At 68.3% G+C, this 21712-nt stretch carries 19 protein-coding genes and 1 tRNA gene; 16 read left to right on the top strand and 4 right to left on the bottom strand.

What is annotated here, in order from left to right; all coding sequences use genetic code 11:
• Positions 1–36: 36 nt before the first annotated feature.
• The 4 genes from purE (at position 37) to JHW38_RS08815 (ending at position 2857) form a co-directional block, all read left to right on the top strand.
• On the top strand, positions 37–570 hold the full coding sequence (gene purE, locus JHW38_RS08830) for a 5-(carboxyamino)imidazole ribonucleotide mutase (RefSeq protein ID WP_207525579.1): 534 nt from the start codon (positions 37–39) through the stop codon (positions 568–570).
• Positions 567–1706, top strand: a complete 1140-nt coding sequence (locus JHW38_RS08825) for a 5-(carboxyamino)imidazole ribonucleotide synthase (RefSeq protein WP_207525578.1) — start codon at positions 567–569, stop codon at positions 1704–1706. The genes purE and JHW38_RS08825 overlap by 4 nt, the downstream gene beginning before the upstream one ends.
• Positions 1707–1753: 47 nt before the next feature.
• Positions 1754–2302, top strand: coding sequence for a hypothetical protein (locus JHW38_RS08820; protein ID WP_207525577.1), 549 nt, complete (start codon positions 1754–1756; stop codon positions 2300–2302).
• A 111-nt stretch (positions 2303–2413) separates the two neighbouring features.
• A complete protein-coding gene (locus JHW38_RS08815) occupies positions 2414–2857 on the top strand; it encodes a DUF805 domain-containing protein (RefSeq protein WP_207525576.1) in 444 nt (147 codons plus the stop codon).
• Here the strand turns inward: JHW38_RS08815 and JHW38_RS08810 are convergent.
• The 3 genes from JHW38_RS08810 to JHW38_RS08800 form a co-directional block, all read right to left on the bottom strand.
• Positions 2823–3350 (bottom strand): hypothetical protein, encoded by a 528-nt coding sequence (locus JHW38_RS08810; protein ID WP_207525575.1) that lies wholly within the window; start codon positions 3348–3350, stop codon positions 2823–2825. The two genes, JHW38_RS08815 and JHW38_RS08810, sit on opposite strands and share 35 nt — an antisense overlap.
• Before the next feature lie 180 nt (positions 3351–3530).
• Positions 3531–5642 carry an esterase/lipase family protein gene (locus JHW38_RS08805; protein WP_207525574.1) on the bottom strand — a complete coding sequence of 704 codons (2112 nt, stop codon included), beginning with the start codon at positions 5640–5642 and terminating at the stop codon, positions 3531–3533.
• Positions 5643–5819: 177 nt separating this feature from the next.
• Entirely contained in the window at positions 5820–6398 is a 579-nt protein-coding gene (locus tag JHW38_RS08800; protein ID WP_207525573.1) for a superoxide dismutase, read from the bottom strand.
• A gap of 207 nt (positions 6399–6605) precedes the next feature.
• Between JHW38_RS08800 and grxD the strand changes: the two genes are divergently transcribed.
• From grxD to JHW38_RS08765, 7 genes are all read left to right on the top strand, one after another.
• Positions 6606–6926 (top strand): Grx4 family monothiol glutaredoxin, encoded by a 321-nt coding sequence (gene grxD, locus JHW38_RS08795; RefSeq protein WP_207525572.1) that lies wholly within the window; start codon positions 6606–6608, stop codon positions 6924–6926.
• Complete coding sequence (locus tag JHW38_RS08790) at positions 6923–7675, top strand: SDR family NAD(P)-dependent oxidoreductase (protein WP_242691283.1); 753 nt, start codon at positions 6923–6925, stop codon at positions 7673–7675. Before grxD ends, JHW38_RS08790 begins: the two co-directional genes overlap by 4 nt.
• A gap of 10 nt (positions 7676–7685) precedes the next feature.
• Positions 7686–8279 carry a YhgN family NAAT transporter gene (locus tag JHW38_RS08785; RefSeq protein WP_207525571.1) on the top strand — a complete coding sequence of 198 codons (594 nt, stop codon included), beginning with the start codon at positions 7686–7688 and terminating at the stop codon, positions 8277–8279.
• 526 nt (positions 8280–8805) lie between these two features.
• Positions 8806–12006, top strand: a complete 3201-nt coding sequence (locus tag JHW38_RS08780) for a TonB-dependent receptor (protein WP_404585290.1) — start codon at positions 8806–8808, stop codon at positions 12004–12006.
• Positions 12007–12223: 217 nt separating this feature from the next.
• Positions 12224–13606, top strand: a complete 1383-nt coding sequence (ppnN, locus tag JHW38_RS08775) for a nucleotide 5'-monophosphate nucleosidase PpnN (protein ID WP_207525569.1) — start codon at positions 12224–12226, stop codon at positions 13604–13606.
• Between the two features lie 89 nt (positions 13607–13695).
• Positions 13696–13772: transfer RNA gene (locus JHW38_RS08770), tRNA-Asn, on the top strand.
• A gap of 134 nt (positions 13773–13906) precedes the next feature.
• A complete protein-coding gene (locus JHW38_RS08765; protein ID WP_207525568.1) occupies positions 13907–14305 on the top strand; it encodes an NUDIX hydrolase in 399 nt (132 codons plus the stop codon).
• Positions 14306–14340: 35 nt separating this feature from the next.
• On the opposite strand, the gene JHW38_RS08760 is transcribed toward JHW38_RS08765, so the two are convergent.
• On the bottom strand, positions 14341–14880 hold the full coding sequence (locus JHW38_RS08760; protein WP_207525567.1) for a GspH/FimT family protein: 540 nt from the start codon (positions 14878–14880) through the stop codon (positions 14341–14343).
• A 241-nt stretch (positions 14881–15121) separates the two neighbouring features.
• Between JHW38_RS08760 and JHW38_RS08755 the strand changes: the two genes are divergently transcribed.
• Genes JHW38_RS08755 through JHW38_RS08735 form a run of 5 tightly spaced genes read left to right on the top strand, consistent with a single transcriptional unit; the run spans position 15122 to position 21702 of the window.
• On the top strand, positions 15122–15643 hold the full coding sequence (locus JHW38_RS08755) for a GspH/FimT family pseudopilin (protein WP_207526304.1): 522 nt from the start codon (positions 15122–15124) through the stop codon (positions 15641–15643).
• Entirely contained in the window at positions 15640–16125 is a 486-nt protein-coding gene (gene pilV / locus JHW38_RS08750) for a type IV pilus modification protein PilV (RefSeq protein ID WP_207525566.1), read from the top strand. Before JHW38_RS08755 ends, pilV begins: the two co-directional genes overlap by 4 nt.
• Complete coding sequence (locus JHW38_RS08745) at positions 16122–17363, top strand: PilW family protein (protein ID WP_242691280.1); 1242 nt, start codon at positions 16122–16124, stop codon at positions 17361–17363. Before pilV ends, JHW38_RS08745 begins: the two co-directional genes overlap by 4 nt.
• Before the next feature lie 9 nt (positions 17364–17372).
• Positions 17373–17891: a pilus assembly PilX family protein gene (locus JHW38_RS08740; protein WP_207525565.1), complete on the top strand. Its 519-nt coding sequence runs from the start codon at positions 17373–17375 to the stop codon at positions 17889–17891.
• Between the two features lie 10 nt (positions 17892–17901).
• Positions 17902–21702, top strand: coding sequence for a pilus assembly protein (locus tag JHW38_RS08735; protein WP_207525564.1), 3801 nt, complete (start codon positions 17902–17904; stop codon positions 21700–21702).
• The last annotated feature ends 10 nt before the right edge of the window (positions 21703–21712 follow it).

The raw sequence follows: 21712 nt of genomic DNA, 5'->3' as shown, positions 1-21712 counted from the left end.
GGCGTTAGAATACGTCTTTGCGCCAAGGCACGTCCCATGTCCCCAGCCTCGTCCGATCCAAACGCCTCGTCCGCCGCCGCTCCCGCCCCGCTCGTGGGCATCGTCATGGGCTCGCGCTCGGACTGGGAGACCATGCAGCACGCCGCCGCCAAGCTCGAAGCGCTCGGCGTGCCGCACGAGGTCCGGGTGGTGTCCGCGCACCGCACCCCGGACGTGCTGTTCCAGTACGCCGAAAGCGCCGCCGGCCGCGGCCTGCGCGCGATCGTCGCCGGCGCCGGCGGCGCCGCCCACCTGCCGGGCATGCTGGCCTCGAAGACCGCGGTGCCGGTGCTCGGCGTGCCGGTCCAGTCCAAGGCGCTCAACGGCATGGATTCGCTGCTGTCGATCGTGCAGATGCCGGCCGGCATCCCGGTCGCGACCTTCGCCATCGGCAACGCCGGCGCCGCCAACGCCGCGCTGTTCGCCGCCGCCCTGCTGGCGCCGGAATACCCGGCCATCGGCGCGGCGCTGAGCGCGTTCCGCGCGCGCCAGACCGACGACGTGCTGGCCAACGACGACCCGCGCCAATGACCACCGTCGGCATCCTCGGAGGCGGGCAGCTGGCCCGCATGCTGGCGCTGTCGGGTGCGCCGCTGGGCCTGCGGTTCCTGGTCCTGGACAACACCGCCGACGCCTGCGCCGGCCAGTTCGCGCCGATGGTCGTCGGCGACTACACCGATCAGGCCGCGCTCGACGAGTTCGCCTCGAAGATCGACGTGGCCACCTTCGATTTCGAGAACGTGCCGGCCGAATCGGCGCGCTGGCTGGCCGAGCGCCGGCCGGTGTTCCCGAGCCCGCGCGCGCTGGCGGTGGCGCAGGACCGGCTCGCCGAGAAGACCCTGTTCCGCGAGCTCGACATCCCGGTGCCGGACTTCGCCGCGATCGATTCGCGCGAAGAACTCGACGCAGCGCTGGCGGCGATCGGCACCCCATGCATCCTCAAGACCCGCCGCCTGGGCTACGACGGCAAGGGCCAGTTCCGGATCAAGACGCCGGCCGACGCCGACGCCGCCTGGGCCGCGCTCGGCGCGCAGGCCGACACCGTCGGGCTGATCCTGGAAGGCTTCGTGCGTTTCGAACGCGAGTTGTCGGTGGTCGCCGTGCGCGGCCGCGACGGCGAGTTCCGCGCCTGGCCGCTGACCGAGAACTGGCACGTCGATGGCGTGCTCTCGGCCAGCCTCGCACCCGCCCGCGCCGACGAGGCGCTGGCCGCGACCGCGATCGCGCACGCGCGCAAGCTCGCCGACGCGCTCGACTACGTCGGCGTGTTCGCGCTGGAACTGTTCTGCCGCGACGGCGTGCTGCTGGCCAACGAACTGGCGCCGCGCGTGCACAACTCCGGCCACTGGACCATCGAAGGCAGCGAGACCTCGCAGTTCCAGAACCATCTGCGCGCCGTGCTCGGCCTGCCGTTGGGCGATACGCGCATGCTCGGCCACGCCTGCATGCTGAACTGGATCGGCGCGATGCCGGCGGCCGAACCGGTGCTGGCCGAAGCCGGCGGGCATTGGCACGACTACGGCAAGTCCTCGCGCGAGGGGCGCAAGGTCGGACATGCGACCTTGCGCGCCGACAGCGACGCCGAACTGGCCGCGGCCTTGCGCCGGGTCGGCGCGGCGCTGGCGCGCGACGAGCAGGTCGCGCCGGTGATCGCGAGGCTGGCCTGATCATCATTCCGACGCGGTCGCGCTCCCCGCGCGCGGCCGCGTCGCTGTTGCGTTCCGGGCCGGTCGGCTGGTTGCTGGTCGCGCACTTCGCCGGCGCGCTGCTGAGCCTGATCTCGATCGAACCGGGCTGCTGCCTGTTCGTGCCCGAGGAGCCGGACCACGACCGGGTCTGGCGCTGGCTGCTGCTGTTCTGGCTGGCGTTGGCGGCTTTCTCGCTGGTCCGCCATTGGCCGATGTGGAGCCTGCGTTCGTCGACCTGGACGGCGCTGCTGGCGCCGTGGGTGCTCGCGTTCTTCCTGGCGGCCTTCAGCTGGCCCTACGTGTACGTCGCCAACGCCTTGGCCGGCAGCGAAGCGGTGAGCTTCGACGGCGTGGCGATCGACCGCTGGGTGGAGGACGGCCGCTCGACGGCTTACGGCGTGTACTTGCGCGACTCGCGCAGCGGCGCGGTGGTCTCGCTGCAAATCGACAAGCACGAATACGCTGCGCTGCGCACCGGCGACCGCGCCGTATGCGATTACCGCCGCGGACGCCTGGGGTTCTATTTCCGCTGGCGTCTGAGCGCGCCGCAGGCGTGCCGGTTCGAACGCAGTTGACGCGGCCGCGCCTGGATCGAAGCTCGACCGGGGGCGCGGACGCGCCGGACGCGGCGCGTTGCGCCGCCAGCCGTCGCTTGCGCACCATGTTGTCGCCAAAGGATCGAATGTATGGACGACTTCAACGCCTACCGGCCGCCGAACGCGCGGCCGCTCCCGCAACGTCGCCGCGGCCGCGCCGTCTTCATGCTCGGCTCGGCGGCCGCATTGTGCGCGCAGGCCGGCGCGGTGCTGGCGGCCGACGATCCGCAACGCGCGTTTTCGTGGAGTTTTCCGCTATTGCTCGCCGCGCTGGCGGCGTGGGCGTGGCGGCGTTTCCACGACATCGGTTTGTCGGGATTCTGGTCGTTGGTCTTGCTGGTTCCGTTCCTGGCCCCGCCGGCGTTGCTGGCGCTGTGGCTCGCCGGAGGAACGCGCTACCAGAACGAATACGGCGATCGGCCCGAGCCCAGCCCGTGGTGGTTGCGGTTGGCGGCGATGGCCTTGCTGCTGACGAGCTTCTCGCTCACCCAGTCCGCGTTCACGCGCTTGGGCTGGACGATGGCGTATCGCTGAGCGGCGAAGCTTGCAGGGCCAATCTGCGCATCTGCACCATCAACCCGACGACGTACACCAGCGAATAACCGATCAACACCGTCGCCATGCCCATCGTCAGCGCGCTCGGCGCCTGCGCCGCGGCGAAGCCTTCGTGGGTGTAGCGCCAGGCCAGGCGGCCGAGCAGCAAGGCGGTCAGCGCGCCGCCGATCCACGGGTTCGGGGTGTAGGTGCGCCGGCCGTCGCGCCAGGCGACGTGGGTGTGCTTGAGCGCGAGCAGCCCGAGCAGGGCGCCGAGCACCGCGCCGATGCCCAGGCCCAGCGCCAGCTGCGGCTGGAACGCGCCGAGCACGCCGAGCATCGCCGCGGCCAGGACCAGGATGCCGAGGCGGAAACCGCTGCGCACCGGCCGCCACGGCTGCACGCCGAAATTGCGGCGGATGCGGCGCAAGATCAGCAGCATCGACAGTGCGGGAACCCAGTACGGGGCGGTGGCGGCGATCGGCGAGGCCATGAGCGCGGTGGTCCGGTAAGCCGCGGTGCGCGGCGGCGCTGAGCGTGCGCTCGTGCGGGTTGGCGCGCAAATGCCGGCGGTCGGATGGGGAGGCGTCGAGGCGCGGGCGACGGTGGCGTCTTGATCGGGCAGGGCGGCTGCGAGCGGGTCGCGCATTCGCCCGGCCCGCAAGCGCGGTGGTCAACGCTCCTGCAACCGCGCCGCTTCGAGGTCGACGCGCTTGAGCTTGCCGGCGTCCTGCACGGGCAACGCGAGCGGTTTGCCCACGGCCGGCGTTTGCGTCGTCGCGACCGGCACGACCGAGGTCGTGGTCAGCGGCGTCGCTACGGGCGCGGCCGTCGTGGCGGCCGCCGGCGGTTCGCGCAGTTCCCATTGCGCCAGCGGCCGCGCCGCGACCGGCTGGGCCGGTCCGGGCAGGTCCGCCTGGATGTGCGGCCGGCTCACCGCCGCCTCGCGCAGGACCGAGTCGCGACGCAGCGCGCTTGCGCGATCGAGCGCATCCGCGCGCGGCGTGGCCGACTCGGGCCGGATCCGTTCCGGCTTGCCCTGTTCGGACGGCAGCCGGCGGGTCTGGCCGGCCAGCGTACCGACCCGGCTCGACGGCAGCGCGGCCGCCCCGGGCTTGGCCTCGGTCGACGCCTGCACCGGCAGCAGCATCGCCCGCGACACCGGCTTGGGCCGGAAGCTTTGCGGGCCTTCCAGCACCGCCTTCTTCTTGACCTGCACCTCGACCTTCTTGTCCAGGTCGAGCACCGCCGGCACCCGCGCGGTCTGCGGAAACTCCTGCGCCACCGTGCGCAGCGCGACCTTCGACGAATCCGCCAACCCCAGCGCCGACAGCGCCTCGGCGGCCGCGGCCCAGCGCGCGCCGGCCGGCAGCTCCGGCGCGCTCGCGGCGATGGAGTCCTGCGCCGCCTGCGCCACCTGCTGCCACTTCTCGCTGTCGGGCAGTTCGGCGAACGCGGCCTCGCCGCCGGCGTCGATGTGCGCGTTGATCGCCTGCGCGGTGTGTTCGAGCGCGCGCGCGCGCGCCGCCTGCGCCGCGGCCAGGTCGGCGATGCGCACCACCACCGTGCGTTCGGGCAGCGACGCCAGTTGCAGGCCGAAGCGGTATTCCGGCTGCGGCGCGCCGAACACCAGCAGCTTGAGGTCTTCGCGCGCGCCGGCGGCGACGCGCTGCGGCGTGACTTCCGGCAAGATCAGCAGCTTGGAACCTTGCGGCAGCGCGATGCGGAAGTTCTGCGCGGTGTCGCTGCGGTTGATGAGGCCGGCGTGGTTGATTTCGTCGGCGTTGAGCAGGGTGTAGCGCCATACATCGGCGTCGGGCACGAACTCCGGGGTCTCCCAACTCGCGTCCTGGATCCGCGGCAGCGCGTACTTGCGCAGCGCCACCACCAGCTTGACCACCGACTCGTGCTCCTGCCGGTCGGGCTTGACGATGCTGAGGTGGTCGGCGTCGGCGATGCCCGGCGCGGCCTCGTCGCAAAAGCGCGTGGCGCTGCTCCACGGCACGATCAGTTCGCCGTGGGTCTTCATGGTTTCGTAGGCGCAGATCACCTTCGGCGCCTGGCCGCTGCCGCGCAGGTTGCTCCAGCGGTCGCTGAGGTCCTTGAGGAAATCGTTGCCGTCGGCCGGCAGCATCTGCCGGATCGCGTTGTTGCTGACCACGTAGCGGGCGATGCGGGTGATGTCGGAGCCTTCCTGCGGCGTCGCGTAGAACACCATCAGCGGCACCTTGGCGCTCAGCTTGGGGTGCTCGGTCAACTCGCGCATCGCCACCAGCCCGCCCATGCTGTGGGCGACGAACACCACCGTGTCGTACTGGTCGACGCCGTGGTACTGCAGATAGTCGTTGAGCTTGATCGAGGCCTCGCGGATGTCCTGCGAGCCCTGGCCGAACATGCGCGAGGTGAAGCCGAAGGCGTAAATGTCGACCTTGTCGCCGACCTCGGGCGCGCTGGCCAGGTAGTCGAAGAAGCTCTTGCCGTTGGCGTGGGTCCAGGTGCCCAGGGTGTCGCCGAAGATGCCGTGGATGAACACCACCGCGATCCGGGCGTGCGGCTGCGACTGGCGCACCCAGCGCGGGTCGGTCTGGTTGAGGCCGGTGTCGGCGCTCGCCGCGGGCGGCTCGGCGGCCTCGCCGGTCGCGCCGCCGGAGGTCGTGCCGGAGCCGCCGCCGCAGCCGGCCAGCAGCGCCAGCGTCGCGATCAGCGCGGCGACGGCGGCGCGCAGCCGGAATCCGAACCGGTTCCGATCCGCTATCCGCCCCGCACCCGCCTGCGACCTGTTCATGCCCGCGCCTCCGTTGCATTCGCCATCCGTACTTCGGGGCAACGCAAAGCGGGCGTCGGACCGGTCCCGCGCGCGGCGGCGGAAACGAAAACGGCCGGGTTGCCCCGGCCAGCGCGCAAACAAGAACGGCCGGGTTTCCCCGGCCGTTCGGTACAGCGCTGAGTTTCGTGAGGCGGCTTACTTCAGGTTCGCCGACACGAAGTCCCAGTTGACCAGGTTCCAGAACGACTCGACGTACTTCGGACGGGCGTTGCGGTAGTCGATGTAGTAGGCGTGTTCCCACACGTCGCAGGTCAGCAGCGCAGTGTCTTCGCCGGTCAGCGGGGTGGCGGCGTTGGGGGTGCTGGCCAGGGCCAGCGAACCGTCCGGACGCTGCACCAGCCAGGCCCAACCGGACCCGAAGGTGCCGATGGCGGTCTTGGTGAACTCTTCCTTGAACTTGGCGAAGTCGCCGAAGGCCTTGGCGATCAGCTCGGCCAGCTTGCCGGTCGGCTCGCCGCCGCCCTTGGGCGACAGGCAGTTCCAATAGAAGGTGTGGTTCCAGATCTGGGCGGCGTTGTTGAACATGCCGCCCTGCGACTTCTTGATGATCTCCTCCAGCGACAGCGAGGCGAACTCGGTGCCTTCGATCATCTTGTTGAGGTTGTCGACGTAGGCCTTGTGATGCTTGCCGTAGTGGTAGTCGATGGTCTCGGCCGAGATGGTCGGCTCCAGCGCGGTGCGGTCGTAGGGCAGGGCAGGCAATTCGATGGCCATTGGCGGGCTCCTGGAGATTCGAGGGGGCTGGCTAGCGGAGGGCGCCGCAGCCGGCGTTCCGGGCCCGGAACCTTGCGGCAGTGGACCGTTGGGTTCCGGGAGCGGACGCGTCGGCGACGCCGCGAAGGCTTACAATTCATATTCTATCCCCACCCAGGCTTGCCGAACCGTCAAACTCGGCAACAAACCTTGTCAGGAGCAGTACCCATGTCGGTTATCGAACGGATCCAGACCGAGGTCGAGTCCCATCCGGTCGTGTTGTTCATGAAAGGCACCGCGCAGTTCCCGATGTGCGGCTTTTCCAGTCGCGCGGTGCAGGCGCTCAAGGCCGCCGGCGCGACGTCGCTGCACACGGTCAACGTGCTCGAAGACCCGGAGATCCGCGCCAACCTGCCGCGCTATTCGAACTGGCCGACCTTCCCGCAGCTGTTCATCCACGGCGAGCTGATCGGCGGTTGCGACATCACCCTGGAGCTGTACGAGTCGGGCGAGCTGGCGCGCATGATCAGCGAGACCCAGACGCAGTGACCCAGGCCGCCGTGCGTTCGAGCGATTCCCAGGCCGGTGCGCTGGCCGGACGCGTGGTGCTGGTCAGCGGCGCCGCCGGCGGGCTCGGTTCGGCCGCCTCGGTGGCCTGCGCCGCCGCCGGCGCCACCGTGGTCCTGCTCGGGCGCAAGCTGCCGAAGTTGAACCGGGTCTACGACGCGGCGGCCCAGGCCGGGCCCGAGCCGCTGCTGTATCCGCTCGATCTGGAAGGCGCGCAGCCCGACGACTACGCCGAGATGGCGCAGCGGATCGAATCCGAACTCGGCCGCCTCGACGGCGTGCTGCACTGCGCCGCCGATTTCCCCGGCCTGACCCCGCTGATGCAGACCGACCCGGCCGCGTTCGCGCGCGCCGTGCACATCAATCTGACCGCGCCGTGGTGGCTGTCGCAGGCCTGCCTGCCGCTGTTGGCCAAGGCCGGCGACGCCGCCCTGGTGTTCGCGCTCGACGATCCCAAGCGGGTCGGCCAGGCCTATTGGGGCGGTTACGGCGCGGCCCAGCACGGGCTCGCCGCGCTGGTCGGGATCCTGCATGCCGAGCTCGGCAATTCCAGCGTGCGCGTGTCCGGCCTGCGTCCGGGGCCGATGCGCACGCCGCTGCGCGCGCGCGCCTACGTCGAGGAAAACGACCGCAGCGCGCGCGAGCCGTCGGCCTACGCCGGCGCCTGCGTGACCCTGCTGTCGGCGGCCGGCGCGGCCCACCGCGGCGCGCTGTGGACGCCGGACGCCTGAGGCCGCCGCCATGACCATCGCTTCGGCGGCGCTGCTGCTTTTCATCATCCTCGACCCGCTCGGCAACATCCCGGTGTTCCTGAGCCTGCTGCGCGGGCTGCCGCCCAAGCGCCAGCGCATCGTGCTCGCGCGCGAGCTGCTGATCGCGCTCGGCGTGCTGATGGTGTTCCTGTGGGGCGGCAAGTACGCGCTGGAGCTGATGCACCTGCGTCAGGAGTCGGTGTCGATCGCCGGCGGCATCGTCCTGTTCCTGATCGGCATCCGCATGATCTTCCCGCCGCCGGAAGGGCTGATGGGCGAGATCCCGGACGGCGAGCCCTTCATCGTGCCGATGGCGATCCCGCTGGTGGCCGGCCCCTCGGGCATGGCCGCGGTGATGCTGATGGGCAGCAACGACCCCGAACGCCTCGGCGACTGGAGCCTGGCGCTGATGATCGCCTGGGGCGCGACCGCGGCGATCCTGTTCTCGGCCACCATTCTTTACAAGTTGCTCGGCCGGCGCGCACTGATCGCGATCGAGCGGTTGATGGGCATGCTGCTGGTGGCGATCTCGGTGCAGATGATCCTCGACGGTCTCGGCGCCTACCTGCCGGGTCCGCCGTAACCGCGCCGGCCGCCGCGCGGCCGGACCGCGACTCGCGCCGGCAATCCCGGCGCCCTCCCGAACCGAACTTCCGGACGTGCATCCGCAGCGGCCGCGGTAGGCCTTGCGCGGGCTTGCCGACGAACGGTCGCGCCCGTGCCGGCCGGCGTGGGCGAGGGCAGGGCGCCGGTTCGCGATTTCGAGTGGCGTTCCCGTGCGCGGGCGATGCGCCCCGGCGTCCATTCGCACCCGCATGGCTGCGGGCGCTGGGCGAGGTTTATACAACTTTGCGCTGCATGGCAGTTCAGGTGTGGACACAGTCACCGTGTGACAAGGCTTGATGCCGGTCACGTCTCTGTCACACACCCTGCCTAGCCTGTTAAACTGCTGTTAACCCCGGTGGCGCACGGCGTCGCGCGGGTTCAGGGGCTAGCCAAATAACGCAGGTCGGGACCGGCTGTGGCGCATCGCCGCGCCGGTCGACCCACTCCGCCACGCATTCCACTGTACCGAGGCCATCGTAATGACCTACCAGAACCGCGTCCGCATGTCCAAGCTCACGCTTGGTCTGCTCGCAGTAATCGCCACCGCTCCGGCTCTCGCCCAGAGCAACGCCGCCGGTATCGCCGGCCGCGTCGTCGGCGCCGACGGCCAGCCGGTCGCCAATGCCGAAGTGACGATCACCCATACGGAATCGGGCACCGTCAGCCGCGCCACCACCGATGCCGACGGCCGCTACAACGCCCGCGGCCTGCGCGTCGGCGGCCCGTACACGGTCCTCATCAACAAGGAAGGCGGTGGTACCGCCAGCCAGGACGGGGTCTACCTGAACCTGGACAAGGTCAACAACGTCGATGTCTCGCTGAACAACTCGGTCACCACCCTGGGCGCGGTCCAGGCGGTCGCCGCGGCGACCTCGGAAGTGTTCTCGGCCAACAAGATGGGCGCCGGCTCGGTCGTGACCCGTCAGCAGCTCGAGCAGATGCCGACGATCAACCGCAACCTGCAGGACTTCGTCCGCCTCGACCCGCGCGTGGTCCAGACCGACAAGTCGCGCAACGAGATCTCGGTCGGCGGCCAGAACCCGCGCTACAACGTGATCCGCGTCGACGGCGTCAGCACCAACGACTCCTTCGGCCTCGGCGGCAACGGCCTTCCGACCCCGAAGCAGCCGTTCTCGATGGACGTCATCGACGAAGTCTCGATCGACGTCGCCAACTACGACGTCACCATCGCCGGCGGCACCGGCGGCGTGATCAACGCCGTCACCAAGTCCGGCACCAACGAATTCCACGGCTCGGTCTACGGCGTGTACCGCGACAACGACTGGTCGGGCAAGAACTCGGCCGGCGTGCGTCCGCAGCTGTTCGACAGCGAGAGCACCTACGGCGGCACCTTCGGCGGCCCGCTGATCAAGGACAAGCTGTTCTTCTTCGCCAACTACGAGAAGTACACCGGCAAGGAACTGTTCACCGGCAACTCCAGCTTCGGTCCTCCGGGCTCGGGCGCCAACAACATCGTCAACATCACCCCGGCCCAGATCGCCGAGATCATCGACATCTCCAAGAACGTCTGGGGCTTCGATCCGGGTAGTCTGGCGCTGCCGTCGCTCGACACCAAGAGCGAGGAATACGGCCTGAAGATCGACTGGAACATCAGCGATCGCCACCGCGCCAACTTCCGCTACGCGCAGAGCAAGCAGAGCACCGCGTTCCTGCAGGGCTTCGGCAGCAACTCGCTGGCGCTGAGCTCGTACCACTACGTGCAGGACTTCGAGTTCAAGACCTACACCGCGCAGTTGTTCAGCGACTGGACCGACAGCTTCTCCACCGAAGCCAAGGTCTCGTACCGCGACTACTCCGCCGTGCGCAATCCGCAGTTCGACCTGCCGGCCATCGGCGTGCGCGTCGGCAGCAACACCCTGAACTTCGGCACCGAAGAGAACACCCAGGCCAACATCCTCGAGACCAAGACCTGGAACGGCTTCTTCGCCGGCAACCTGTTCCTCGGCGACCACACCGTCAAGTTCGGCGCCGACTACGAGTCGAACGAGGTCTACAACCTGTTCGGCCGCCGCATCAACGGCGTCTACACCTTCAACTCGATCGCCGACTACCGCGCCGGCCGTTCGGGCCGTTACCAGTTGTTCGCCCCGCGCGGCGGCGACCTGGACAACATGGCCGCCGGCTTCACCCAGAAGAACCTCGGCCTGTTCGCGCAGGACACCTGGGCGCTCACCGATCGCCTGACCCTGACCTTCGGCGTGCGCTACGACCGCGCCATGGTCGACGACAAGCCGACCTTCAACGCGGCCGCCTCGAACCTGTTCGGCACCCGCAACGACGCGACCATCGACGGCAGCGACCTGTGGCAGCCGCGCTTCGGCTTCAACTACACCTTCGACAGCGAGCGCCCGACCCAGCTGCGCGGCGGCTTCGGCCTGTTCAAGGGCGGTTCGCCGACCGTGTGGCTGGCCAACCCGTACTCGAACAACGGCATCTCGTACACCGATTACCTGTTCACCAACGGCATCACCCGCTTCAGCCCGGATCCGAACGCCCAGTTGGGCCTGTTCAACCCCGGCACCGGCGGCCAGCAATCGGTCGACTTCATCGAGAAGGACCTGAGCCTGCCGTCGGTGTGGAAGGCGAACCTGGCGTTCGATACCGAGCTGCCGTGGTACGGCATCGTCGCCGCGGTGGAAGGCGTGGTGACCAAGGTCGAGGACGCGCTGTATTACCAGCAGCTCAACCTCGGCGCGGTGCAGCGCGTCGGCCAGGACGGCCGCAACATCTACTGGGACGCGGCTGGCCGTAGCCCGCTGAGCTGGAACCGCGACGGTACCGCGTGCTTGAACGAAACCGGCCTTGCCGGCGGCCCGGCCTGCGTCAGCAGCCGTACCAACGCGCGCGCCGCCCGTTCGACCCTGTACAACGACGCCATCATCGCCCGCAACACCTCCAAGGGCGAAAGCCAGCAGTTCACCGTGTCGTTGAACAAGCCGTTCAACAACAGCGACTGGGCCTGGGGCGTCGCGTACACCTACACCCACGCCACCGAAGTCAGCCCGCTGACCAGTTCGACCTCGAGCTCGCAGCTCGGCAATGTCGGCGTGTTCCAGGCCAACGAAGAAGTCGCCGCGCGTTCGGCCTACGAGATCCGCGACCGCTTCACCGCCAACGTCAACTGGAAGCACGCGTTCTTCGGCGACTACAACACCATCGTCTCGCTGGTGTACGAAGGCCGCTCGGGCCGTCCGTACAGCTACGCGTTCGACAACGACGCCAACGGCGACGGCCGTCTGAACGACCTGCTGTACATCCCCAAGAGCATGGGCGACGTGCTGTTCCGCAACCCGGCCGAAGAGCAGGCGTTCTGGAACTTCGTCAACGGCAACGAGTACCTGCGCAGCCACCTGGGTCAGGTCGCCAAGCGCAACGACGTGCGCGGCAAGTGGGTCAACCAGTTCGACCTGCACATCGCGCAGGAACTGCCGGGCTTCATGACCGGCCACAAGGCCGAGCTGGCCGTGGACATCATGAACGTCGGCAATATGATCAATAAGAAGTGGGGCCGCGTCGAAGAAGTGGCGTTCCCGGGCATGCGCGGCGTGGTCGAGTACGGCGGCGTCGATCCGGCGACCGGCAAGTACGTCTACCGCTTCAACACCCCGGATCCCGAGCAGATCTACGACGAGAAGGGCATCTCGCGTTGGGCGGCTCAGGTGAGCTTCCGCTACCGCTTCTGATTTTGCGGCAGCGGCAACGATCCAGGAAAACGGCCGGGGCTTCCCCGGCCGTTTTCTTTTTATGGGGCCCCGGCGCCGGCCGCGGGGACGGCTTTGCCGTACTTGCCGGCCGTCGCTTGCGCGCCCGGCGGGCCGGCTCCGGTCCGCGCCGCAGCCCCGCGGCAAGCTGCTAGAGTCGTTCCCCTACGAATCGATGAAGACGACAGAGAAAACCGCAATGACCGCAACCCCCACCGCGACCGTCCTGCCGACGGTCAACGCACGCATCTACCCCAAGGGCGGGCTCGATGTCCTGTCCCGCGACGAGGTCGCGCGCCTGCGCGACGCCTCCACCGGCATGCACGACCTGCTGCGCCGCTGCGCCCTGGCGGTGCTGACCAGCGGCAGCGCGTCCGACGACCCGCGCGCCGCGCGCGAGCTGTATCCCGATTTCGACATCGAAGTGCACCAGCAGGACCGCGGCATGCGCATCGACCTGGTCAAGGCGCCGGCGATGGCCTTCGTCGACGGCGAGATCATCCGCGGCGTGGCCGAACTGCTGTTCGCCGTGGTCCGCGACCTGGCCTACACCGCGATCGAGCTCGGCAAGGGCGGCGGCCGCGACCTGGAGTCCAGCGACGGCCTCACCGATTCGGTGTTCGGCCTGCTGCGCAACGCCCGCATCCTGCATCCGGCCGACCCGAACCTAGTGGTGTGCTGGGGCGGCCACTCGATCTCGCGCGACGAGTACATCTACACCAAGCAGGTCGGCTACGAGCTCGGCCTGCGCGGCCTGGACATCTGCACCGGCTGCGGCCCGGGCGCGATGAAGGGCCCGATGAAGGGCGCGACCATCGCCCACGCCAAGCAGCGCCGCCGCGCCATGCGCTACATCGGCATCACCGAGCCGGGCATCATCGCCGCCGAATCGCCGAACCCGATCGTCAACCACCTGGTGATCATGCCGGACATCGAGAAGCGCCTGGAGGCCTTCGTCCGCATGGGCCACGGCATCATCGTGTTCCCCGGCGGCGTCGGCACCGCCGAGGAGATCCTGTACCTGCTCGGCATCCTGCTGCGCGAGGAGAACGCCGGCCTGCCGTTCCCGCTGATCCTGACCGGCCCGACCGCGTCGGCCCCGTATTTCGAGCAGATCGACAAGTTCCTGCGCCTGACCCTGGGCGAGGTCGCGACCCAGCGCTACGAGATCATCGTCGGCGACCCCGAGCGCGTGGCCCGGGCGATGTCGCAGGGCATCCGCAAGGTGCGCGAGTACCGCATCGAGCAAAAGGACTCGTTCTTCTTCAACTGGTCGATCGACATTCCGTTGACCTTCCAGAAGCCGTTCGTGCCGACCCACGAAGCGATGGCCGCGCTGGACCTGCACCACGGCCGCAAGCCGCACGAACTGGCCGCGGACCTGCGCCGGGCGTTCTCGGGCATCGTCGCCGGCAACGTCAAGGAAGACGGCATGCGCCGGATCGAGCAGTTCGGCCCGTTCGAAATCCACGGCGACCCGGACATGATGCAGTCGCTGGACGAACTGCTGCGCGCCTTCGTCGAACAGCGGCGCATGAAGATCGCCGGCGAGTACCGTCCCTGCTACCGCGTGGTGACCTGAACGGGTATGATGGCGGGCTCCGGCGGCAGCGCTTCATGTTCACGCAAGTGTTGACGCCGGGGTGTTGAATCAGCATCATATGCAGCCCCGCCCGAATAGCTCAGCCGGTTAGAGCACTTGACTGTTAATCAGGGGGTCGTTGGTTCGAGTCCAACTTCGGGCGCCAGATTCGAGAAAGGCCGCGAGCAATCGCGGCCTTTTTCTTTTTCCGGTCCGGTCGCCGGCGGCGTTGCGGCCGAACTTCGCCGCGTCGCTGCATCCGGAGCGGACGGCTTCGCGATTGGAGAGGACCGTTTCGGCATGAGCGCGATCGACAAAGTGGCCTGGATCCACCTGCGCGACGGCAAGGTTCTGAGCGCGCGCTCGCGCGGCAAGGACCGCTTCTATCTGCCGGGCGGCAAACGCGAGCCCGGCGAGTCCGACGCGCAGTGCCTGACGCGCGAAATCCGCGAGGAACTCGCCGTCGGGCTGCGCGCCGATTCGATCGCCTATCTGGCGACGTTCCAGGCCCAGGCGCACGGCCATGCGGACGGCGTCCTGGTGCGGATGATCTGTTACGCGGCCGAACCCGAAGGCGAGCCGACCGCGGCGGCCGAGATCGAGGAATGGCAATGGCTGGGCTACGCGGACAAGCACCGCGCATCGGCCGTAGACGGCTTGGTCTTCGACTGGCTGCATGCGCGCGGCGCCTTGACCTAGTCCGCGTCGCGGCGTCGCGGCCGGCGCCCGCAGCCTCACTCGTCGGCGCGGCATTGCGCGAGCTCCGCCGCCTCCGCGACGCGCGCCGCGAACCCGCGCCCGTCGCGATAGCGCAACACCCAGCCGCGCGGCGTCCCGTCCAGGTCGCACAGCAGCAGCGGCACGTCGCGGTCGACCCGGCCGCTGCCGGGCTGGAAGCGGATCGGCCGCGGCCGGCCGAGCGCGCGCAGGCGCAGGTGCGAGGGCAGGGGCAGGTGGCGGCGCAGCACTTCCTCGCCGTAGTTGAGCTGGCGGCTGTGGTTGGCGTCGATGAAGCCCATCAGGCCGCGGCTCCAGTCGCCGCGGTCGTCGCAATCGAAGTAGATCCAGCGCACCGGGCACAGCTGCACCGGCACGCCGTTGCTCGCGGCATGGCCGGCGGCCTGGGCGTACAGGCTGCCCAGCCCTTGCGAGAACGACCGCAGCGGCGACCCGTCGAAACTGGCCCTGGGCGCCGGGCTCACCAACAGGCTCAACAGATTCACCAGCAAGAACGCGGCGAAGAACTCGTAACCGTCCAACTGCTTGATTCGCATGGGCCATTCCTTGGCGGATGCACGGATCGCTCGGGGTTCACAGCTTCGCCGCCGGCCGCAGGAAACGGCCAGCGGCGCAAGCAACGACCGTCGGTAAGACTAAGTCGTGACGCCTGTCGGACTATTCCTAGGCTCAAAAACCACTGACTTACTCCGCCTGACCGCTCGTCGGTGTGGCACCTTTTGTAGGTAATTCCGACTGTTAGCATCTCGACCGTCCAGTTTGGGGAAGAGATCGCACATGGCCAGGCGGAGCTCTGCCGGTTTCACTCTGATCGAGCTGCTGGTGACCCTCGGGATCGGCGCGATCCTGCTGGCGTTGGCGTTGCCGTCGTTCACCGAGGCGATTCGTTCCAACCGGGTCAGCGGCGCGGCCAATCAATTGATGGCGACGGTCAACTTCGCCCGCGCCGAAGCGCTGCGCAGCAAGAGCACCGCGCACATCTGTCCCAAGCAGCCGTCCGCAGAGCTCTGCGGCAACAACTGGGCCAACGGCATGCTGGTGTGGACCGACGAGAACGGCAACGGCACGATCCAGGAAGCCTCCGAGGTCAAGCGCGTCATCGAGCCGCAGGACGGCATCGTGATGGATTTCGGCAGCCTGACCGAGATGGTGTTCAACGATCGCGGCGGCACCGATCGCCGCGCGGTCTACAACTTCAACCTGCAGGCTTCGGTCTGCAAGCCCAACGCGCAGACCCGCCGGGTGTTCTCGGTCAACGCCATCGGCCGCGTGATCATGACCCGGGAGACCTGCCAGTGAACGCTCGCGTCCTGCGTCGCGGCGCCGTGCGCCGCCCGCGTTCCCAACGCGGCCTGAGCCTGATCGAAGTGCTGATCAGCGTGTTGGTCCTCGGCATGGGCCTGCTCGGCCTGGCGATGTTGCAGACCACCAACCTGCGCCTGGCGCAGAGCAGCAACCAGCGCACCATCGCCACCAATCTCGGCAGCGATCTGCTCGACGACATTCGTTCCAATCGCCTGCTCGCCGCGCAGTACGGCGGCACTTACTTGGCCAAGGACTCGGCGCAGGGCGCCAACTGCTCCCAACTCAACACGCTCACTCCGGCCCAGCGCAAGGACGCTTACAAGTGCCGGCTGCGCGAAGCGCTCGGCGAGAACGCGGTCACGCGGGTGACGGTGCGCGCCGACAACACGATCCGGATCGAGGTCGAGTGGAGCGACGAGAAGCGTTGGAACCCCGACGCGGCCGTCACCAATTTCTGGATGGAGAGCGCGCTGTGAGCCGTCGACTGCAAGCGGGTTTGTCGCTGATCGAGCTGATGGTGGCGCTGCTGCTGAGCTTGTTGCTGATCCTGGGGCTGGTGCAGATCTTCTCGGCTTCCCGCGCGTCCTATCTGATGGCCCAGGGCCTGGCGCGCGCGCAGGAAACCTCGCGCTTCGCCATCGACGCGTTGCAGCACGACACGCGCATGGCCGGCCATTTCGGTTGCGTGTCCGACCAGGCGCACTTCATCGCCGGCGAGGGGCTGTTCGGCGAACTGTTCCTGTCCAACCGCCTGGACTACACCAGCATGCCCGCCAGCCGCGAGCCCTTGCGCTTCGATTTCTCGGTGCGCGGATTCGAAGCGCGCGGCACCGCTCCGACCGATACGCTGAACCTGAGCGCCGCGCCGGTGGTGGGCAACGCAGGCGACTGGGTGCCGGCGGTGCCGAACGAATTGTTCAACCGGCTCAATCCGAAGCCGGTGCGCGGCAGCGATCTGATGGTGCTGCGCTTCCTTTCGGCCGACAGCGCCCAGGTCAACGGCTTCACCACCGGTGCCGCCGGCGTGATCCGGGTCGCGGCGACCGAATGGGCCGCGCTGATCAGGGACACGCCCACCGCCGGCGTGTTCGGCATCGCCGATTGCCGTTCGGCGGTGATGTTCCAGGCCACCGCGGTCGGCGCATCCGACGGCACCTCGGTGCCGATCTCGGTCACCGCCAGCGGCGTCAACCAACTCGCGTTCGACGGCTCGGACACCTTCGCCTCCGGCCAGGCGCGGGTGTATCGCGCAGAGAGCTTCGTCTACTACGTCGGCCTGCGTCCGGCCAACGTCAACGACCCCAACGGCCCGCAGCCGACCTTGTATCGCGCGCGTTTCAACGTCCCGGTGGGCGGCAACGCGGTGCAGCTGGTCGACGGTACGTCCGAGGAGATCGTCGAGGGCGTGGAGAACATGCAGTTGCTGTTCGGGCAGGACATGATCACCGACCTGAGCCAGCGGCCCAGCGGCATCATCAACGGATTCCAGACCGCGGCGACCTTGAATCCGGCCAACGACAGCGCCGGCGGTTGGCGCCGCGTCGGCGGCGTCCAGGTCGGATTGCTGATCCGCAGCGCCGACCCCGCTTCGACCGAGCCGCGCAACCTCGCGCCGCGTTCGCTCGGCACCACGCTCACTCTGGCGCAGGACAAGCGCTATCGCGCGGTGTACGAATCCAACATCGCCCTGCGCAACCGGCTGTTCGGGAACTGAGGCCCTGCCATGAATCACGTCCGATTCCGCCGAATTCCCCGTACCGCCCCGCGTTCGCAACGCGGCGCCGTGCTCTACGTCGCGCTGATGATGTTGGTGCTGCTGGCCTTGATCGGCGTGGCCGCGATGCAGGTCACCGGCCTGCAGGAACGCATGACCTCCAGCTACCGCTCGACCAATCTGGCGTTCCAGAACGCAGAAGGCCGTGCGCGCGGCAAGGAAGACAGCCTGAAGAAGCAGGTGGAAAGCGGCGGCGCGAAGGCGCTGCAGGTCGACGAGGGCTTTTGCACCAGCGGCTTCGATCCGACCGCCTGGGCCAGGCAGCTCAAGTACGCCAATCCGCTGCCGGCCAAACTCGACTACACCCGCCGCATCGACCAGTGCGTGTCCGGCAACTCGAGCCTCGGCCTGGGTACCGCGCCGGTCAACGAGAACACCAACCTGATCTTCCAGGTCACCGCATACGCCATCGATCGCGGGACGAACCCGAGTTCGGACGCGGTCATCGACACCATCTTCGTACCTTGAGGACATCGCCATGACGACCTCTCCTCGCGCGTACCTCGCGATCCCGCTGGCGCTGGCCGTGGCCGGCGCCGGCTACTGGTACTACAACGCCAACGCCATCCAGGCCGGCGGCGCGCTGGCGCAGGCGCCGTTGAATTCCTCGGTCACCATTCCGCCCGCGTTCGTGATGGCGGTGGACGACTCGGGTTCGATGACGTTCCAGACCCTGTTCCCCGGGCAGGACGGCGCGGCCTACTGGGATTACGCCTCGCGCGGGACCAACGGTTTCTTCACCGGCACCGGCGCCAGCGCGCGCCTGCGGGTGAGCGCCGACATCACCAGCGGCAACAACGGCGATATCGGTCCGTTCCACCACACGATCCCGTCGAACGGTTACCGCATCGACACCGGCCGTCTGGCGATCCCGCCGATCGACAATTTCGGCTTCGCGCGTTCGCCGCAGTACAACCCGGCTTACTTCGACCCGAACGTCGAATACTCGCCGTGGAAGCGTCCCGATCCTCTCGGCACCAATGCGATCGTGGACTATCCGCTGGCCGACACGACGGCGACGCGGGTCAATCCCGACAACACCACGCCGACGATCGCGCTGTTCACCAACTGGCGCACCACCGGCGGCGGCGAGGCCTTCGACGTACCCCAGGGCACGACCTTGCCGAACGGCACGGTGTATTACCTCAACAACAACTGCGGCGGCCTCGCCGGCAACGGCAACTGGACCCAGCTCAACTCGGACCGCGAATTGAACGCCCGTTGCGCGGTGTTCATCCAGTACTACCCCGCCACCTTCTATCTCAGGTCGGCCACCGCCGGCAGCGCGTTCGGTTACACCGCTACGCCGGTGCTGGCCAGAAACGCCTGCGGCAGCGGCTGCGACCTGTATCGCTACGAGATCAAATCGGGCAACTACGCCCCCGGCAAGTACGCCGCGGCGGCGCAGAATTTCGCCAACTGGTTCAGCTTCTACGGCAACCGCAACCGCGCGCTCAAGGCGGCGATGACCATCGCCCTGGAAACCACCGAGCAGATGCGGGTGGGCATGTTCACCATCAACAGCGGCGGCGGCAGCTACAACTACGGCGACGTCACCATGCGCGACATGTCGGTGGCGGCGGACAAGGCCACTTTCTATCGCGACCAGTTGCTCAGGGTCGGCGCCAGCGGCGGCACGCCGAACCGCTACGCGGTCGAGCACATCGGCAAGCAGTTCACCCGCACCGACTCCGGCGCGCCGGTCAAGCTGGCCTGCCAGATCAACGCCGGCATGTTGTTCACCGACGGCTACAGCAACCAGGGCGGTCCGACCATCGGTTCGCAGGACGCCGACATGCCGGCGCCGCTGGCCGATGGCTTCCCCGACACCATGGCCGACATCGCGGCCAAGTACTACAAGATGAACCTGCGCGCGGACCTGCCGCCGAACAAGGTGCCGGTACCGGACGCGTGCAAGACCACGCCGGACGATCCCAAGCTGGACTGCCGCAACAGCCCGCACATGAACTTCTACGGCGTCACGCTCGGCGCCAAGGGCAACATCTACGGCCAGACCTACGACCCGATCACCAACACGCCCGATCCGTACGGCGGTTGGCAGCCGCCGTGGATCGCATTGCAGAACGATCAGCCGAGCACGGTCGATGAAATCTGGCACGCGACGATGAATTCGCGCGGCAAGTTCATCAACGCCACCACGCCGGCGGAGATCACCTCGGCGATGAAGGCGATCCTGGCCTCGGTCGGCGGCGGCCAGACGCCGTCGGGCACGCTCGGCATCACCGGCGCGCGCGTCGGCGACAACACCTTCTCGGTGTCGCCCGATTACACCTCGGCGAACAACGGCACCGACTGGTTCAGCCACCTGACCGCGACCAAGGGCAGCAAGTCCGGCAACACGATCGTGTTCACCACGGCGTGGGAAGCGTCGCAGAAGCTGCCGGTGGCGTCGGCGCGCAACATCCGCTTCGCCAAGGCCGCCGACGGCTCGGTGCGTCCGACCCTGGCGGACTTCAACGCCGCGGCGATCGGCGGCAGCGACGCCCAGATCCTGGCCGCCCTGTGCAGCGACGCGCTGCAGAACTGCGCCGGCAAGTTCAACCGCATCACCGGCGGCGTGACCGGCACCGAAGCGGTGGCGTACCTGCGCGGCGACCCGAGCCTGGAGACCACCAAGCTGCGCAAGCGCACCACGCGCCTGGGCGACATCGTCAATTCTTCGCCGATCGTGTCCGCACGCGGCGACGACTATGGCTACGCGTACCTGCGCGGCGCCGACGGCGTGTCGCTGGATCCGCTGAACTACGCCAACTACCTCAAGACCAAGGCCGACAGCCTGCGCGCGCCGTACGTCTACGTCGGCGCCAACGACGGCATGTTCCACGCCTTCAACGGCGACAGCGGCGAGGAAGCCTTCGCCTTCATTCCGAGCACCTCGCTCGGGCACATGGGCAACCTGCTGTTCCCGTACCGCGCGAGCGACCGCAACGACCAGGTGTTCCAGCACCGTTATTACGTCGACGGTCTGGTCACGGTTTCGGATTACTACGACAGCGCCTGGAGCACCGCGGTCGTCGCCGCGTCGGGCGCCGGCGGCCGCAGCGTGTTCTCGATGGACGTCGGCACGGCCGGCAACTTCCGCTTGCTGTGGGAGCTCAGCGACAGGTCCGGCGACGCCAACGGCGCCAAGGACATCGGCAACGTGCTCGGCAAGATCGCCATCGTTCCGGTCAAGGACGCCGCCGGCGTCGTGCGCTGGAAGGCGATCTTCGGCAACGGCTACGACAGCGTGAACGGCAAGGCCGTGCTGTTCGTGGTCGACGTGGCCACCGGCGCGGTGACCCGCATCACCGCCCAGGAGACCACCGGCACCCTGCCGACCCGGACCAAGAACGGCCTGGGCAACGTGATCGTGACCGACCAGTACCAGGGCACCACCAACGACAAGGCGCGCGACGGCTACGCCGACACCGTCTATGGCGGCGACCTCAACGGCGCGGTGTGGAAGTTCGACCTGCGCAGCAACACCGTGGCCTTGGGCGGCCAGCCGCTGTTCATCGCTCGCTACAACGACAACTACGCGCTGCGCCAGCCGATCCTCGGCGGTTTCGAGGCGGTCGCCAGCGGCAACGACGTGATGCTGCTGTTCGGCACCGGCAGCTTCTCCTTCGTCGAGGACCCGACCGATCGGGCGATGCAGAGCTTCTACGGCATCATCGACCGCGGCGTGAGCGTGACGGGCCGCAGCCAGTTGCAGATGCAGTACGCCTATGAGGACAAAACCGCGACCGGCGCGATCCTGCGCCAGACCACCAAGGTGCGGCTCGACGCGGCCAAGATGGGCTGGTACATCAACATGGGCGTGGACCAGAACGGCAACGGCAATCCGATCGCGACCGGCGAACGCTTCGTCGGCTTCCCGCGGGTCCAGAACGGCACCATCTTCTTCACCACCTACGATCCGAGCAACACCGACAGCTGCGCCACCACCGGCGCCAACTGGTTGTACGGCCTGACCGCGCTCAGCGGCGCGTCGAACTTGTCCGCCGGACGCCTGGACTCGCCGACCGGCGAGCAGTTGGGCAACGACACCGGTGCGATCAAGACCACCGGCGGCGGCGGCGGTGGGGGCGGGCCGAACAAGGAAGTCGGCGTGTTCACCACCGGTGGCGGCAACATTCTCAGCGCTGGCGCGACCAAGGAGGAGATCGAGGCGGCGATGGCGGCCCGGTGCTCGGTGGTGGTGCAGACCGCGGGAGCCAGGCCGGTGTACCTGCCGCGACCGTGCGGCCGCCAGTCCTGGCGCCAGATCCGATAAACGAGGACCG

The organism is Lysobacter enzymogenes, assembly GCF_017355525.1.
GTDB lineage: Bacteria > Pseudomonadota > Gammaproteobacteria > Xanthomonadales > Xanthomonadaceae > Lysobacter > Lysobacter enzymogenes_C.
This window is presented reverse-complemented; position numbering and strand designations above follow the sequence as displayed.